The sequence below is a fragment of the Paenibacillus sp. SZ31 genome, assembly GCF_012912005.1.
Classification (GTDB): domain Bacteria; phylum Bacillota; class Bacilli; order Paenibacillales; family Paenibacillaceae; genus Paenibacillus.
This window is the reverse complement of the sequence record NZ_JABBEA010000015.1, coordinates 1-17815: the sequence shown is the minus strand read 5'-3', so window position 1 is coordinate 17815 and position 17815 is coordinate 1. Positions and strand designations below refer to the sequence as shown.

The window sequence follows — 17815 nt, the reverse complement described above, 5'->3', positions numbered from 1 at the left end:
CGTACCACATTCCCTTCTATTTAGCCGTTGTTCCCAGATAGTTGCCGACAATCTCATCATACTTACCGTTTTCCTGTAATTTCTTCAGTCCATCATTGATTTTCTTCTGCAACTCCGCATCGCCTTTGGCAACAGCAATGCCGTAGAAGTCACCGTTCAATCGGTCTCCAACGATCTTGAGTTTGGCGTTCGGGTCGATGGCAATCTTATAGGAGATGACCGGGAAATCCTCCAGCGTAGCATCTGCGTTTTTGTTCGCGACTTCCTGATACATCGATGGGCTGTCATCAAAATATTTCACGGTTGCCCCGTAGGTTTTCGCATATTCATCTGCGAGGTTGGCACCTGAGGTTCCTTTTTTAATCGCAATAATTTTTCCTTTTAAATCTTCAGGACTTTGGATGTCCGCGTTATCTTCATGCACGATTAAGGACAGACCGGCCTGATAATACGGTTCCGAGAAGTCCACGACTTTTTTACGTTCGTCCGTAATGCTAATGCCTGCAATGGCTCCGTCCAGCTGATTCGCCGTGATGGCTGGAATAATGCCTTTGAAGTCCATCGGTTTGATCTCTACTTCAAAGCCCTCTTCTTCCGCAATCGCGTTCATAAGGTCAATATCAATTCCTACGTATTTGCCGTCCTTCTGAAACTCAAAAGGGGGATACGTTGCATCGGTACCAAATGTATATTTCTCAACAGCTGAACCACTTGCCGATTGTGCATTGCTCTCTTCACCGGACTTTGCTGCACCGCAGGCACTAAGTGTTAAAGCAAGAACGGACGCCATTACAATGGATGCTACCTTTTTCATAGAAAAAACCCCTTTTCCGAATTAGATTGGGATCGACCGAATCGACCATTTGTATTTATATACGTATTGTAGTTCGCTCCCTACGCCAACTTACATGATCCTACACAAAATAATAACAACCCATGAAAATTAAATTAACATGCAATGCTTATTAATGGATAAACGCGCAAAAAGTGCTAACAAAAGATCCTATTCCATTATTTTGTGTAAGGTTATATAACAATTAAGGAAGTGGAAAACAAAAAAAGCCGAGAATCCATGAAGGTGTACCTTCGGGAATTCGGCTTTTGGATAAGAGACAGAATATCTCAGTTATTCAGTTATTCAGTTATTCATCTTTTCAATCGTCTCCATGTAGAACACATGCAGGAACTTTTTGATATTCACCTTGCCTTTGTCGCCTGCCTGATCTTCTTCCATCGCTCTCATCCTCATTCGAACATCCTGGAAGTCAAAGTAAAGGGGCGCATAATGCTCAAACTTGTGGTTGCTGTAATCGTTGAGTCCAATCGAGGCCATATTCGTCAATGCGGCAATTACCGTTCTGCGAATGCGTTGTTCCATCGCCTTGCTCTCTTTCTCCACGTCTTTGGGCGTAGACTTGTACGTCTGGGCCACCGCTTCATACGATTCTTTCAGCGGCGGCCACTCCCCGGCACGCTTGTGATCAATCGCATACTCCATAAGGGCCACAATATCCTTGCTACCACTTTCTCCGATGATCCCCAGATCCATCAAAATGCTTCTTGTCGCATCTCGCACCGTACGACCTTGGGCAGGTGCCGGCGCTTCCACCAGATTCAATCGGGCCATCGACTGCTTGATCTCCAGCACGTAACGTTCATACTTCCATTGTTCATTCACTTTGCTGAGCACATGCTCCACTTCCACCCGATTAATCGGTTTATGAATGAAAAATTCAATTCCATTCTGGTAGGCCGCCCCCACCATCTCCTTGTTCTCCACCTGAGAGATCATGATGAATTTCCCGGTATATCCGCTGTGCCTCAGCTTCGCAACAGTCTCAATCCCATCCTGATCCGGCATCAGCAGATCAATCAGCACCACATCGGGACGCAGATCCATGATCATCCGTGCCCCTTCTATGCCGCCCTCCGCCATGCCTGCAAGTTCGCCGATTCCACAGGATTCAATGATATCATGCAGCATGCTCCGACTTACCACATCATCATCCACGATCATGATAGAAAGTGTCATCGACATCGGCCCCCTTTATTAGATTCATCTTGGGAATAGCTATACGAAATGTAGTCCCTCTCGCTCCAGAAGGCGCCGATTCTACCTTAATCTGTCCCTTCAATGACTGAACGATATCACGTACATGAGACAAGCCAATACCCGTCGCGGCAATGCCGACTTCGTTGAACTTCGTTGTATAGCCAGGTTCAAAGATGACATCCCGTTTGGCTTCAGGTACGCCTTTTCCAGAATCCATTACGACGAAATGTACGTCATCTTCCTGCTCATATACACGAATTCGGATCGTTCCGTCATGCTCAATCGCCTCTACCGCATTGGCAATCAGATTGTTCATTACCGTGAGAAGAGGAATGTAATACGGAGACTCACAATCATACTGTTGCTCAATATCGATCTCGACCTGCTTATGCAGCATCTCACTGTATTTTCGGTTTGCTTTGCTGGCAAAGTTCAGTACTTCAGATAGGCTCATGTTGACTGCTTTTTCATTATCATACAGCTTCAGCAGACCCGCCAGAATACGTTGTGAATCCTTCTTTACTTCATGAATCTGCTGAGCGATGCCCAGCGTGCGCTGACTGTATTGGTTCAAGTCCTGCTCCCGGAGATCCCGATATAGATCATAGCTGTCTGCCGTAATACCTTCAATCGTGTTCATCGCTTTCTTCAAGTAAAATACCTCGCCATACAGACCGGAGTTCACATTCAGCATCTGCTCCATCCGCTTCTCCTGCTCTGCATGCAAGAGCCGCATCTGCCTCACCGCAAAGCTGTTATATAGCCCAATGACGAAGTAACTTCGCAGACCACCCACCACAAGCAGATACAACCATTCCTTCATATAAAAGATATTGGTCCCGCTTAACATTCCGCGAAGCAGCAGCTCAACAAGATTAGAGGAGAAATCGATACATGTGATTAGCCCGCCGAGCAGAAGAGGTTGCATCTCATGGAATCGATGCTTGAACTTGCTAAGCCCATAGGCAAAGACCACGTAATACACGCCTGCCCCCAGATTGTCTCGCATGCTTTCCAGGATGGACACGGTCTGTACATGATTGATGAGATCTGCAGACTGGAACAGAAAATTCGCGATGCCTGTCAGGATTCCTGTCCTCACATAAGACAGATGCGGCATGATCATCAGCAGAAATAAAAGGATGCTGACCCCCAGCCCGATTCGGAAGTAGTCTTCCCGGAACGGATTAATCTTGAATTGCGCCCCTACCGCTGTGGCAAAGGCAATGGCCGTCATCTGCACATTCTCATTTTTGACCCAATTGCGCATCGATCTCTTCACCCACTATAGCAACATTTAGCGCCCACTACTGGAATCCGCGCTTCTAATGTTAAATATACTAACATATGAAACAAGCATTAGAAATAATTAAAATTAGGGAATGAACACGCAAGCACAACAAAAGGCCGGAAGTCTTCACTTCTGCGGCCTTTTCCCTATATCTCATCCGGAATATCAAATGATACCATCGTTCCCTCACCCGGCTCACTTACGATCGATAATCCTTGACCATACCGTTGCAGCAACCTGCGGTTCGTGTTCACAATGCCTATTCCGCCTTTTCCACCTGGCGTAGCATGTAGCAGCTCTGCAACCTTCTCCGGTTCGATGCCTTTGCCATTATCCTTCACCTCAATACGGGTATAACCTTCATGGCGAGTGATAGTCAAACATACCGTCCCACCCACATTTCGGCTTAATAGCCCGTGTCTTACAGCATTTTCGATCAAGGGCTGAATCGATAGCGGCGGGAGAAGCAACGGAAGGTCTGGCTCTATGTTCAATACCACCGACAACCGATCCTCAAATCGTGTTTTCTCAATAAAAAGATAGGCTTCCACGAGCTCCAGCTCGTATGATAATTTCACCAGTTCCCCTGTATTGAGATAGTTGAAGCTAATCCGCAAATAGGATGAAAAAGCTTCGCCAAGCTTCCGCATATGCTCTGTATCAATATCACTTAAGACCATCAGTGAATTCAGCGTATTGAACAGGAAGTGAGGCTGAATCTGAGCCTGCAAATAGGCTGCCTCCATGCGCAGGCGCTCTTGGATGGACCGATTTAACATAGTCAATGCACGTATCCGATATTTCAGCTCCAACGCGTCTACAGGCTTCGTGACGTAATCATTCGCGCCCGACGCGAAACCCGTGTAGATATCTGGCGGTTGACTTCGTGCTGTCAACAGCAGTACGGGAAGCTCCGACATGGAGAATTGTTCCCTTACCTTTTGGGTTAACTCATAGCCGGACATATTAGGCATCATCACATCTGTAATGAGCAGATCCCACTGACGTGTGCCCAGCAATTCCATCGCTTCCTGGCCCGAACGGGCTGTAGTTATATCATATGGCTCTGTCGAAAGAATGCTGACCAATACATCCAGATTCACTGGGTCATCATCCACAGCCAGAATGGTGGCTCTCCCCTCTTTTAACAACGGAGCCATCTCCGCTGTCGCCGAAGATTCCACGTCGCCTATACCAGGGCGGGGTAACAGGAATCCGCCAGGTGCATCTTCCATCATCTCCATCGCCTGCTCCCAAATCAGGGGAAGCTGCGACTGAGCCTGATCGGTGGTTTCATGCGCGAGCGGCATATCGAAACTAAATACCGAGCCCTTTCCAAGTTCCGAGTGAACCGTTAGTGCTCCGCCGTGCAGTTCTACGAGTTGCTTGCAGATGTTCAGTCCAAGACCGATGCCTTGTCCATCACTTATTCCATATGACCCTTGTTCATACGGTAGAAAAATGCGCATCCGCGTGTCTTCATCCATACCAATGCCTGTATCCTCCACATGAATCAGAGCATGCCCTTCACGAATTTCGGCGCTTACGGAGATCGTTCCTTCCTCTGTATGTTTGAGCGCGTTATGCAGCAGATTATACAAAATCTGAACCAGTCTTTCTTCATCAGCCATAACCAGTGGGAAGGATTCAGGAATTTCCATATGAAGGCGGACCGGTTTCCGTTCTGCCATGAATTGCAGCATAGCGATAATGCCAGGCACCACGGACTGTATAGAAAGAGGAACCTGACGCAGCACAATGCGATGCTCCTTCAGCCGGACTACATCCAGTAGATCGCCAAGCAGATGGGACATCCGTCGACCGATCGTGATGAGCAGTTCCATATCCTCCAGGCTCCGCTCATCCAACCTGCTCTTCTCTCTGGTGACCACATTATGAGCGATATTAATGATCCCGTGCAGCGGAGTCCGCAGTTCATGCGATGTGTTTGCCAAGAACTGATCTTTAATTTTGTCACCCTTCTGCAATTCTATATTCAATTCCATGTTCTCTCTGGCATTCCTGAAGTATTTCTTGAACCAATAAGCTGAGAAGCCGGTAATGGCAAAAATGATATCCATTGGATAGTACACTGTCGTCACATCTCTGGCCGTTTCGACCACACTCCATAACAGGTTGGATGTAATACCTCCTGCAGTAAGCAACAGAAACACAATGTCCCGGTCCGCCTGTTTCCGGAAGATCATCGTTCCAACGATGTATAGAAACCAGATCATAGATACAAGAAAGAATATGTTAATGACATTATAATGGATCAAGGCATATGTAGTATGAATGGGCACCACCACGATTATGGCAGTATAGATCAAAGTAATGAGAACATGTAACTGAAGCCATGTTTTTCGTACATGAACCATCGCTAATCTCTGGAATAACAGAAGAATACACACATTTTGCAGCAATAATGAGATTAATCGAATTTTAATGCCCCAGGTATAATTAATAGGAAGCCATAACATCAGTATATTATCATGACCCACCATAACGGCGACGCCAACAGATAAGGTTAATATGGCGGCAACCAGTAAGGCGCGTTCCTGAGGGTTGAATGCATAGAGAATACAGGCATACATACCGTGAAGGAGCAGAATCAGAAAGATAACCATCTGAAAACCAATGGAGTACCAACGCGAAAAATCAACGGCTGCCTGTGATCCAAAGCGAACAGGTTTGCTAATTCCGCCCATATACGGACTGTCGTGATTAGCTACGCGAATCAGCAATTCAATGGAGGTTGTTCCTTCCTGATCGTAGGTTCCCGTATATGAGGTACTTCTGGGTATATATGTATTGCTATCTATAGAGACCGTACCCATACCCCCGTCGGCGATACCGTTCATCTCAATCTCGGACGAACTTCGAATTCCCTTGAACCAGAAGGTGACCGGTGTCTGAAGTGGATCTGTCAAAATACGTAACCGATAAGTTCCGTAACCGAATGAACTCTCTTGTTCCTGATTCTGTGCACTTCCCCAGTCTCCAGGGACTTGGACACTCTTCGCACCGCCATTCCTCTTCGTAAAATCTTGTTGGGTCAGCAACTCATCCGGGTAAAGTTCCCATTCCCCATTTAGATACATGACTGGAGATTGCTCTAGATCCACGCCCCTTAAGTCAATCACTCCATTAACGGCGCGATGCTCATCAAAAGTGTGAAAAAACGTCGACCATGCCGAGCGCATGCCAATCAACACTCCAAAAATGATCAGTATGATGATCAGATATCTGTAACGCTTCACAGGTTTCGTATGCAATGATTTCATAGATTTATGTTTTCATGACTTTGGTTAAACCGAGCTTCCAGTCCTGATACCATTCGCTAATGTTTTCACTGACTGGTATCTCCAAATCTTGCTCCATTCTGGTGGTTAAGAGACGATACTGCTCCTCCACACCGAGATCGTTGTGCATTTCATCATACAATTTCATTAGAACAAAATAACTTTCTTCCTCATCCGGAAGCATCTGCTGGATACGACGCGTGCTCTCAATCACTTTCTCCCCCAGCCCCTGTTGCTGGTAATACAGACTTAGTTGTCTCATATGATACAACCACAGGTAGCGTAATCTTTCCCGTTCAGGTTCAGCCCACATATATTCGTAATTGCCAAGATACGTGCCCTTGTATAGATGAAGCGCTTGCTCATAGGCATGAACGGTACTGGTATCCACGACTTTCCATTGCCTGATCTCTTGTTCCCACTGCTCACTATCCAACTGAGCTTCACCCAATTCGAGCCGATAGCCAGCTTCCAGGTGTCCACTCTGAATAGTGATCATATCCATGTTGCATGCTTTCAGGGTTTGGCGGACATGATACATTGCGGTATAGAGCTGATGCACCGTCTTGTCCTCTTCCAATTCAGGCCACAGCATCTCCAGCAACACACTGCGATGAATTGTCTGATTCCGGTGGTGAAGTAAATAGGCAAACAGCTCCTGTGCCTTACTTGTACGCCACTTGGCAACTTGGATATCCTTGTCTGGAAGCTTAAATTGAATCTGATTAAAACAGCAAATTAATGGCACATCTATATCCTTTGACCGTTGCTCGCGTTTCGAACTCAGTTTCTCCCGTACTCGGCTCACCGTCTGCTTTAATCGATCCTTCTGGATAGGCTTCATGACATAGTCCAAAGCCTGTAGATCGAAGGCATGCACTGCATATTGGTCGTAGCTGGTCACAAAAATAATTTCGACCCCAGGTACTGTGGCCTGAATCTGTTTCCCCAGATCCATACCGTCCATCTCTGGCATATGGATATCCAGAAACACCACATCAGGGCGGTGCTCCATAATTCCCCCTATAGCTTCTGTCGGATTCATATATGTAGCGATAATTTCAATACCGCTTACTTCTTTCTCTAGTGATTTTTGAAGGCCTATCAACGCTAGACGTTCGTCGTCAACCAATATCACTTTCACCGGAGCTTCCTCCTCGACCCTAAAGTCTTGAGATTTATTTACACTATTATATCATAGGAATTTTAAGTATTTAGATTCTTGTTATTTTTAATTTCTAGCAATTTAATTGTATAATACTTAACAGAAGACAGGTTAACAGATCCGGTCTGGAAGAGAGGAAGGTTCCATATGTCAGATGCTAATCATAGCTTTGGGCAAGCCCTAGTCAAATCATTAGTGGGCGAACGCGGTCATATCCGCATCGCTCGTGCTCTACCCGATATTGATGTCACACTCGCGGCTCGTACGCACGATGCCATGCCATATACCATCTATCAGTTGGTGAAGCACATGCATTATTGGCAGCAATTCATGCTCGAGCACTTGGAAGGACGTAAGCCGCAGCTCCCTGCTAACGTGAGCGAGAGCTGGCCTGAAGAGAAAGGTCCACAGGATGAAGACACGTGGAAGGCGGATATTCAGGCATTCTTGGATGGGGTTGATCGAGCGGTAGCCATTGCGGAAACGGCACAATTGGATGATGCACTTCTCTATTTCCCAGGGGAAACCAAGGCAGGACTCCTACGCAATATCACCTCGCACAACTCGTATCATCTGGGCGAGATTGTTCTGCTTCGCCGCTTCTACGGCGCATGGCCTCCTCCAGGTGGTGGATTCCCGGCGTAAACCGGAAAGAATCCGATAGAACGAAAACAAGCCGCAAGGGAATGTCTTTTCCTCGCGGCTTGTTTTGCTTTTACCATGCTGTGCATTGTCTAGATAGCGATAGTGTAGAAGCACTTCAACACAACCGTACTATACATACTTTACTGCATCCATATGTCTGAACGTGCTACTGTTCATAAGGTTCTAAACCTCCGGAGTCATTAACCCTTGGATAAACGTCTCAAAGTTCGGTGCCAGTGGAATGATCTCTTTGGGATTGTCCCTTTTCACATAGACTACCTCGGGTTCTCCGTCATTACCGAATGAACGATAATCCAGCATGACGACCCCTGACTCCGAAGGAGATACCGCGATGACCACGCCAATCTCCGGATAGCCTTCACGCTCAATCAAAGTCCAGCTGCCTTGTGCACCGGCTAACGTGCGAGGCTTCTCACGGCCAATGCCCAGTATGCCTTCAATTTCAACATAATCCGTTGCTCCCGTATCTGTGTTCGCTACAGGGAAATAACGATTGTACGGAATACCGCCGTTATGTACCTTCATCATCTCAATGTACGAGGCTGGGAGTCGGAATACCAATTGCTCCTCAACAGACTCAATGAGACCGTCACTTGGCGGATTGGACACATAATGTTCCAGTGCCTGCTCACTATCGTTCCAGAATTCACCGGATTCCGGTCTGGGAACGGTTTGAAGAGTCGCTACAACGTCAACGGGTACACGGAATTCCTCGACAGCCTCTGGGTCCGTTTCAACTTCAGGTTCAGACTCGGACGGCTCCTCCATTTTGCTTCGAATCCATTCCAAAAACTCCAGCGTATCTTCATCCTCAGGCTCCAATTCATCCGCTCTTTCGAACGCCTGCAGCGCATGCGCATATTGCTCCAGATAATAATAAGCCAGTCCAATCCGATAATGCCAGAGTGGGTCACCTGTTCCCTCTTTGGCAACCGTCAGGAATTGTTCGACCGCTTCTTCATACCGTTCCAGGTTATTCAGCGCTCGTCCCAAGTGGTTAACCAGCTCATAATCTCTTTCTTCCACAGGAATCGCTTGAATTGCATCTACAATTTCCTGAAATTCATCTTCTTCATGCCAATCTTGCAATTGAACCAACAGATCGTCTCTCATTCCTTTGGCCTCCCCGTTCATTCACTCATGATTACGTATTGAAAATTATACCACTATCCGGATCACCATCTCCAGCAAAGCAATATCCTTAGGGATATCTTGAAACAATTTCTTTTCATTTCCGATGCCAAAGCTAAAAAAGGTAACCTGAACCCTGTTAAGAAAACCAGGCAGGCTACCTTCTTTATTCCTTCCACAACATTGCATTCTTAACTCAATTCAGCAACTCAACACAATCGTAGACCCAACCTGCACTTAACCAGTTACCCAAATCACTGGAACCGCTGATCGGCGTAATTGTGATGGTATTGGAACCATTCACGAAGTAGGATGCTGGAACATTCCAGCTAAAGGTTGTGTTGTTGCCACGATACGTACCAATGGTGAAGCTACGAGAATTGGGCTGTGAAGACGCGGCAGGATTAGTTAATGCATGTCCATTAACCGTTACACTAGGTCTGCCATTATTGTAGGCTGCGGTAATACCGATGTTGAGCATATGAGAAGATGCTGCTTGAGATGCATTCAAGTTAAACGTTATTGTGGTTGGAGAATTCTGACCACGGAACTGGATTGCCGGGAATCGATTAGTCGCGCTACCGGTAGCATAAGTGACAGGCCCCCAGCTTGGGTTGCGACTATCGGAAGGGTGACGAATCGGAATCGTCTGTCCATTCAGGAACTCCCGTGGTGTACCATCCCAGTTACCGATTCGCCAGATGCTGGAGGCTTGACTCGGATCATTGTTGATCGTACGCGTATTCAGTGTCGTCGTTTGTCCTGCTGTAACACTAACCGTTTCCGTGTATACGGCCAGTTCTCCTTTATAGGCTGTCATGGTGTACGTCCCCGGGATCATACTGTATTTAGCAGCCGCCCCACTTGAAGACGTCCCTACCCAATACTGGGCACTGCTATTGGCGAAACCAATCGTGTACGCATAACCTGCATCCATCCCGCTGAGACCATTAAGTACGACGTTCCCCCGACTGGATACCCAACCTTGCAGATTCAGACCTGACATCCAACTGAAATCGGGTACACTCGGCGTACCACCCGTTGTGAAGATCAAAGCGTACGGCCCATGCAGACCCAGACGCCAATTTTCCGTCTGTGCATGTCCCGAGTTCATATAATTATATACTTCCGTCTCTGTTCCACTTTGGAACTGGATATCACGGAAGAATGGTCCACCCGAGCTTTTCTCCCGATTGCCGTAGGCCATAAATACACCGACGCCATTACCCGTGACCCCACGAACGGATAAATCTTTAGCCTGATCATTACCATAATATTTCGAGGCACTTTGACCATTTGCGAAACCAAATACATCCTGACTCTCGATCGCCCCTGTGTTGCCCCGATTATTTGAATTGGCCGGAACACCCGTCAACACACTACCATTACCGCGGAAAATGTAACGCAGCTCCCCGATCGAAGGTTGAGCCGTGATATGCGTTGCCATGTAGATGATGTTCTCACCACCACGCGAAGCATAATAGTGAGTTAGTGTGCTTGTCGATACCGTGATTAACACGGTCGATCCTGAAGGAGAGGTATTCCAAGTTACATTGGCGGAGGAGCCCAATCCTGAACCGATATGCGATCCCCTGTTGCTGTTTAGCTCCGTACCGTTCATTTTCGCCGAGATAATATCGCCATTAGTTTTGTTCACCACATAGACTAATCCTGAACCGGTGTTCACTTCAATTCTGGAGCCGTTATCGGTAACATTAATGGTTGCCGCGTGTCCGGTAGATGCAGGGTATACAGCAGCTGTTGCGATCATAACGACTATTAAAAGCAAGCCAAGCGCCTTTCTCACTATACGTTGATTCATGAGTAAGTTCCTCCTTGGAATCCATTTAATAAATCGCTTACATTATAATATATAACAACCGACACTTCCGTCTCATATCGATATGTCTGCTATGCGGGCATGTCCATAATCACTGAAATGTTATGTCTGCGTGCGTATAGAGTAGAGTCGTTACTTCATGTAAATCTGATCTGGCCACCCCCTTCTTAAATTACTCTTCTACATACAAGGATTCTTACAATTCCAACAAAATAATACCATTATATTACATATGCATGCAATGGAAATGAACCATATATTCGATAGAAAATTCTCAAAACAAAAAGCACAGCTTCAAAAGCTGCGCTTTAGATATCAAACAGGTCAAACCAGATACTCCGCCATGATCTGCTCGATATCGTACGGCGTAACGCCTTGATCCACCGAATAGATTGTATCCGCCTGATCCATTGTATCCACCAGTTCTCCTCTAGCTTTGGCATGGAGTATGAACAAGTCATGCAGATCGGGTTTGCGTAAATTCGTTAGCGCTTTGCCCATCAGAACCATACCTTTTTGATTGCCTTCCACATTGTTGTAGTAATCCGGATGGCTTGTCAGCGCCAGATCTGTCCAGATGACGGTACGTTCGACCAGGTCCATAATGACAGGGATTGCAATCTGCGTATCCGCGGTAATATCGATTTTGTTCGCTACAGTGGACGGTTCGAAAATCTCGCCAGACCCCGGTTTCTTCCTCATCATCCAGCCCACAAAGCATTCGGGCAGATCACAATACGGATGACTGGTAAACGAAAGCAGTGTCGCCACCACATATCGTCCACCATAGGCCACGATGGATGGAATATGCAGATCAATGAACTCACTTGCTCCGTTAGGTGCGGTCACGATATCTCCGCTATGAACAGCCTTATAGTTAGAGGATCGCAGATTCGTATAGGAAATATGCTCCACATAGTTCCAGTCCTTATCGTACATCACCGCAGACAAGTCAATGTCTACGCGCCCTGTAGACTGGCCATCCACGTCCCCCTCTTTCCACCAGTTGAAGAAACGAATCGTATCTCCCTCGGCCATCGGTACACGACTCCCACGAACAATGGTATGCAGAGCCTTACTCGCCGATCTCTGGGAAAAGGGTACCAGATAATCATGGAGCTGCGGATCGACATAAGTCTTCCCAAGCGGGGCAAGGGCAGCGAATCGCTCTACCAGTGCCTGCTCACACAATTGCACGACATCCTGACACGTGGCTTCATCGATCTCTGGCAGCTCATTCGGAACAGCAAAAGCTTTGGCTACATTGCCTTTCGGGAAGAAGACACGCAGATCCTGCCGTTCATTACGCTGCGCAAAATGCTGTCGCACCTGCAACAATACCGGGGTGGATACCTGCGGTGTAACTTCACCAAATGCCAGTAAGACATATGCTTCATCTTCGGTCATACGCAGCAAGTGATCCAGTCTTCTCGCGAATTCACCTGGACGCTGTGACAACAGATCGATCAGACTCCAGACATTCCGATATTGGAAGGCAAGCTCCACACTTCCGTTGAAGGTCGAATACGCCTTATTATTACGCAAAATATCAAAGGCTTCTTCGCATTGCGGATACCGAAGCTTATATTCCGATGGATGCAAAATTTCGCCAAGACGAATCCAGCGATTTTTATAGCGCAGCATGTCCTCCGTTATTGAACCGCATTGCTCCAATAATCCGAGTAGCAAGCGTCTTTCCCGACGTTTGAATTTCCGAAAGGGAGACGCTGCTGCCAGGCTGACATCACCATTGGACCACGCGACAGCCAGACGCAGGACATCACTTGCCGTTTTAAAATACGGACTGATCCGGTCGATGTTTGCTTTTTCATGCTTCAACAGCGAGGCGACCACAAAGCCCACATTTTCTTTGAACTGAATCTCGGCGGGTAATAGCGCATCTACTTCTTCCGGGTCTGCATGTTCCAATACCTTATCGATATCTGCCTTGTCTGTTTCCGAGATGGAACCCTTGGCTTCAATGACCTGGCGGATAAGCGTCTGGAATGCTTGTTTGTTGCCCAAACCAATGACTTTTAAGTCCGTCTTCTCCAGTAAAGGCGTTCTCTCCACAAATTGTTGATCCGGATAGACAACATTCAGATGAGTCAGATAATGAATAATCGCATTGAGATATAACTCGGCTTCATCCGCTTGCATTACCTGCATCGGGAATCCTGCATACATCGGTTTGTATTTCACATGTGCGCCGACCATGACTCTCAGATCAGCTACAAGTTGAATATATACTGCTTCAAATTGTTCCTTGGACAGCTGCCGCATCGCCTGCATTAACTCATCCGAGAAGGTGTATCCGAGTGCTTCAATATTTTTAAGGACAGTCGCCAGATGAGTCTTCGGTAACTGTTGCTTCTCTTCGTTTGATTCGATAATGAGTTTGTTCGCTCTGCGCAAATAGATTGTATTGTTCATGATAAAAGAGTCCAGGAAAGCCACATCCCTATATAACGTGAAAGGTTAGGGTTAGAAGGAAGGAATGTGATAGCCTGGACGCCTCCTCTCTGAAATGAAATCTTCAGGAGAGCTGCGACCCTATTTTCGCCAATGAAGTTAGAAGGAAGGATCGCAATAGCCTGAAGGCCAGCGGTTCGAAGTTCGTCACCCGAACCTCTGGTGAACCCATCATCTCAGATTCCACGATCTGCCAACAGGGCGAAAGTATTACGACATGATACGATGACCTAATTTGTACCGGATAACGAGTCCGCCCACTCGTCTACAGATCTAACCTCTGCCTGAAGAGGGAATACTTTTTCGGTGAGCACACGATGTACCTCGGGATCAGCATCGATGCAGGCATCCGAGAGCACGGTGAGCGCATAGTCTTTATCCGCAGCCTCCCTCAAAGTCGATAGAACGACTCCGCTTGTAGCAATCCCACTAAGAATGAGTGTGTCTATCTGGCGGGACCGAAGAATGACCTCCAGATCGCTTCCGGCGAATGCGCTGACCCGAACCTTGGTCACAATAGGCTCGTCCGGCTGGGGTTGTACAGATTCATCAATCTGCACCGCAGCTTCCATAGCTGCCACCGCATCTGCTCCAGCCCGACCAGGAATTCCGCCGAACATTTTGTTGCGTGAACTAATTTCCGGATAACCCGGGCGGAACGCCACTCTTACGTAGATCACAGGAATCGCATGACTACGTGCAGTCTCAATCGCTTTTTGAAATGGTAGCAGGGCCTCTCTATCTTTAACAAACTGCGACACGACACTCTTTTGCATATCCATGATCAGCAACGCACTTTTGCTCATTGAATGTGGCATGTTATCCTTCTCCTTTGGAATTGAGTTTAGAAATTCAGAATAGGTCAATATTATTCTCCCGAAATAAACGGAGGAATGGTTCCGTTTAAAATTATACGGAGGTCATCCTCCGTTTGTCAACAAATCAACAGTGGGGTATATTAATGAAAGAGGTGTGATCCCATAATGTCTAATAAAAACAATCCTACTCCTGACGCTGAGGTTACGCATACCGATTCCATCGTTGCTCAGGTTCCAGAGAAGACACTGCGCGCAGATGCCAAGAAAAATCGGGACAAGCTGCTCCGTGTTGCACATGAAATTTTTAAAACAGAGGGAATAGCTGTCTCAATGGATGAGATTGCAAAGCGTGCCGGTGTCGGTATAGGCACGGTCTATCGCCATTTTCCAACGAAGGAAGATCTGTTCGGGGCTGTTATCGCCAGCCACAAGAGGCGTCTGATGGAAGAGGCTGATCAATTGCTTCATCACGACGATCCGGGCGAAGCATTTTTTCAATATTTCACCAAAATCATAAGCGAGGGAATTGCCAACAAAGCGATTACCGATGCTCTTGTTAGCAGTTTGACTATAGACACGGGCCGCTCAGAGATAGCCAATCAGTTCTGGCGTGGCATTACCCGACTGCTAGAGCGAGCGCAGCAACATGGCTCTGTGCGGGCGGATGCCAGTATTGAGGATATTAAAATCATGCTGATCGGTGTGCTTCAGGCCACCGGGAATCGAGGAATTTTCCCGGAACGCGTTATATCGATCCTGTGCGATGGTCTGCGTAGGTAATTCACTCCGGAACAAAGCTACGTGAGATTACATTTAATATTTAAAATGAGATACGAAAAAGCCTTTGCCGACCCCCAATGTCAGCAAAGGCTTTTCGTTTTAGATTGTGTTTATTGATCAATCAAGTTTGTTACTTTCAACATTCTTGCAATCAATGCGGTGACCTCAGCACGGGTCATCGTGGTCTTCGGACTCAGCACCTCTGGCCCGTTACCTTGGATGATTCCAGCTGCAATCAACTGGGCTACATCTTCTTTCGCCCAATTCGATACATTCGCTGCATCACTGTAACGTTCCAGTTCAGAATTCATCTGATCCGGGCTGATTGCCGCTTCTGGTTCAATCAGACGGTAGGCACGAGCAACCATGGCAAATCCCTGCTCACGTGTGATCTCCTGATTACCGTTGAAGTTCCCATTATCGTAACCGCGAACGATACCGAATTCATTCGCAAGGGCTACCGCAGAGCGGAACCATGCGGAATCGTTAACGTCAGGGAATAGATTCTGTGGTGCATCCTGACGCATTAAGCCCAGTCCAAGTACAACAATCTCGGCAAACTCAGAACGGGTAACCTGACGGTTCGGTGAGAATGTGTTATCTCCATTACCTTGCAAATCCAATCTTGCAGCGATGTTGTTCACATCGGTTTTGCCCCAATGAGATCTGGCATCTTCAAAATCCTGCGGGTTCCAGATAACCGAGTAACTTCCGCTACTACGCAAGTCATTAATGAGTGCATAGTAACGACTACTGATCTTGGTAACAACCGTTGGTACATGGAAGATGCTACCGTCCGGATTAATGATTACACCTGTGGTAATCCGATTCGGATCGATACCGTCCGGAAGTGCAATATACTTCGGTGCATAGCCGTTCAGCTGGTCGGATCTAACGGTTTGTCCATCTTTCGTAAACGTCAGATCCAGATCAACCGGTGTCACAAGTAATTCGTATCCTTGAGAAGCGGCTCTCGTTTCGGCGCTGTCAATCAACGCATCCGAGGAACGTGCAATATCAATATGGACATCAATATCATTCAATGCTGCATTACCAAGCTGTCTGGACACACCATTCAAGTCCATTTTACCGCCAGGTACCGGATAGATCGCCAACGGATTGCTAATGTTCAGTTTGGAACCTTGATCCACCAATTGTTTCAGTGTTTCCAGGGTTAAACCGTCCACCTTCATATCCCCATCATTCGGTGAATGAATGGCGAACTGCTGCCCTGTGCCTTGTGACATGGCGACGTTCAATTTGGCTGGATCAACTTGAACCCATGTTTGGTTGTCGTCAGAAGGCTTGGAAGTCGCGAAAGGCTGGTGACTGCCATCCTGGGTTGTTTCCAGATTATCCTTCACCGGTGCCGGAGTTGGCGTTGGTGTGGGTACTGGCGCAGGTACTGGTGTGCTTCCACTGTTACCTCCCGTATTTCCACCGCTGCCACTGTTTCCTCCACCGTTGTTACCATTGTCACTGGCTGCTCTGTTCACGTTAATTTTGTACTCCGTAACATGGCTAAGTGAGTCCGTGACTTTAACAACAATCGTATTTCCTCCAACTTGAAGAGGTAAATTCTCACTTGCACTACCACTTGTAACCTCGTTCCATTCTCCATCTCCAACAGCTATTTCAATCTTGGAAAGTGGATCAAGTGCTGTGGGCGTTAAATGGAATTGATATACGCTATTCGGCACAGAAATTGTGTACGTGTCTTTAGTCGGATCAAAGGCTGGAGACAAACTTCCGGAGGATGGGATCAACGTTTGCAGCGTTGAGGTATCATTCCCGATCACTTTGGTAAGTCCTGTCCTAGCGTTAGTCAGATCCAGAAGCGCCTGATCTACCTGCGCTTGAGTTACTGCCGGATCAGTCAACACTCGCTGTGCTTCGTTCATCGCATTATCCAATATTGCCCAGCTCGCTGGCGTATACTCAGATTCCTCTAGATCCTCGCCTGTAACTTCAGTTACTTTCGCTTGCAGCAAGGACTTATCTACAACAGGTACAGATGTCTTAGGGGTTAGCCCCGTTCTCGCATCAGTCAGATCCAAAAGCGCCTTGTCCACCTGCGCTTGAGTCGCTGTCAGATCAGTCAACACTCGCTCTGCTTCATTCATCGCATCATCGAGTGCTGTCCAGCTCGCTGGCGTATACTCATATTCCTCTAGATCCTCGCCTGTAACTTCAGTTACTTTCGCTTGCAGCAAAGACTTGTCTACAACAGGTACAGATGTCTTAGGGGTTAGCCCCGTTCTCGCATCAGTCAGATCCAAAAGCGCCTTGTCCACCTG

Annotated in this window: 12 protein-coding genes; 2 read left to right on the top strand and 10 right to left on the bottom strand. The window is 47.1% G+C overall.

Annotated features, from left to right (window positions below; all coding sequences use genetic code 11):
• Positions 1-16: 16 nt before the first annotated feature.
• The 5 genes from HF638_RS22755 to HF638_RS22735 form a co-directional block, all read right to left on the bottom strand.
• Positions 17-814 (bottom strand): transporter substrate-binding domain-containing protein, encoded by a 798-nt coding sequence (locus tag HF638_RS22755; RefSeq protein WP_169482196.1) that lies wholly within the window; start codon positions 812-814, stop codon positions 17-19.
• A gap of 324 nt (positions 815-1138) precedes the next feature.
• Positions 1139-2032, bottom strand: a complete 894-nt coding sequence (locus HF638_RS22750; RefSeq protein ID WP_169482195.1) for a response regulator — start codon at positions 2030-2032, stop codon at positions 1139-1141.
• Entirely contained in the window at positions 2004-3323 is a 1320-nt protein-coding gene (locus HF638_RS22745) for an ATP-binding protein (protein ID WP_169482194.1), read from the bottom strand. Before HF638_RS22745 ends, HF638_RS22750 begins: the two co-directional genes overlap by 29 nt.
• A 167-nt stretch (positions 3324-3490) precedes the next feature.
• Positions 3491-6628: a hybrid sensor histidine kinase/response regulator gene (locus HF638_RS22740; RefSeq protein ID WP_169482193.1), complete on the bottom strand. Its 3138-nt coding sequence runs from the start codon at positions 6626-6628 to the stop codon at positions 3491-3493.
• Positions 6629-6632: 4 nt separating this feature from the next.
• Complete coding sequence (locus HF638_RS22735; protein WP_169482192.1) at positions 6633-7790, bottom strand: response regulator; 1158 nt, start codon at positions 7788-7790, stop codon at positions 6633-6635.
• A gap of 168 nt (positions 7791-7958) precedes the next feature.
• Between HF638_RS22735 and HF638_RS22730 the strand changes: the two genes are divergently transcribed.
• Positions 7959-8456 (top strand): DinB family protein, encoded by a 498-nt coding sequence (locus HF638_RS22730; protein WP_169482191.1) that lies wholly within the window; start codon positions 7959-7961, stop codon positions 8454-8456.
• A gap of 183 nt (positions 8457-8639) precedes the next feature.
• On the opposite strand, the gene HF638_RS22725 is transcribed toward HF638_RS22730, so the two are convergent.
• The 4 genes from HF638_RS22725 to HF638_RS22710 form a co-directional block, all read right to left on the bottom strand.
• A complete protein-coding gene (locus HF638_RS22725) occupies positions 8640-9590 on the bottom strand; it encodes an SMI1/KNR4 family protein (RefSeq protein WP_169482190.1) in 951 nt (316 codons plus the stop codon).
• A 214-nt stretch (positions 9591-9804) separates the two neighbouring features.
• Entirely contained in the window at positions 9805-11430 is a 1626-nt protein-coding gene (locus HF638_RS22720) for a rhamnogalacturonan lyase B N-terminal domain-containing protein (protein WP_169482189.1), read from the bottom strand.
• Between the two features lie 342 nt (positions 11431-11772).
• Positions 11773-13881, bottom strand: a complete 2109-nt coding sequence (locus HF638_RS22715) for a cytoplasmic protein (RefSeq protein ID WP_169482188.1) — start codon at positions 13879-13881, stop codon at positions 11773-11775.
• A gap of 269 nt (positions 13882-14150) precedes the next feature.
• Positions 14151-14738, bottom strand: a complete 588-nt coding sequence (locus HF638_RS22710; protein ID WP_169482187.1) for a cysteine hydrolase family protein — start codon at positions 14736-14738, stop codon at positions 14151-14153.
• A 165-nt stretch (positions 14739-14903) separates the two neighbouring features.
• Here HF638_RS22710 and HF638_RS22705 point away from each other — a divergent pair, with 165 nt between their 5' ends.
• Entirely contained in the window at positions 14904-15518 is a 615-nt protein-coding gene (locus HF638_RS22705) for a TetR/AcrR family transcriptional regulator (RefSeq protein WP_169482186.1), read from the top strand.
• 110 nt (positions 15519-15628) lie between these two features.
• Here the strand turns inward: HF638_RS22705 and HF638_RS22700 are convergent.
• On the bottom strand, positions 15629-17815 hold a 2187-nt coding region (locus HF638_RS22700), incomplete at its 5' end, for an S-layer homology domain-containing protein (protein WP_211175750.1).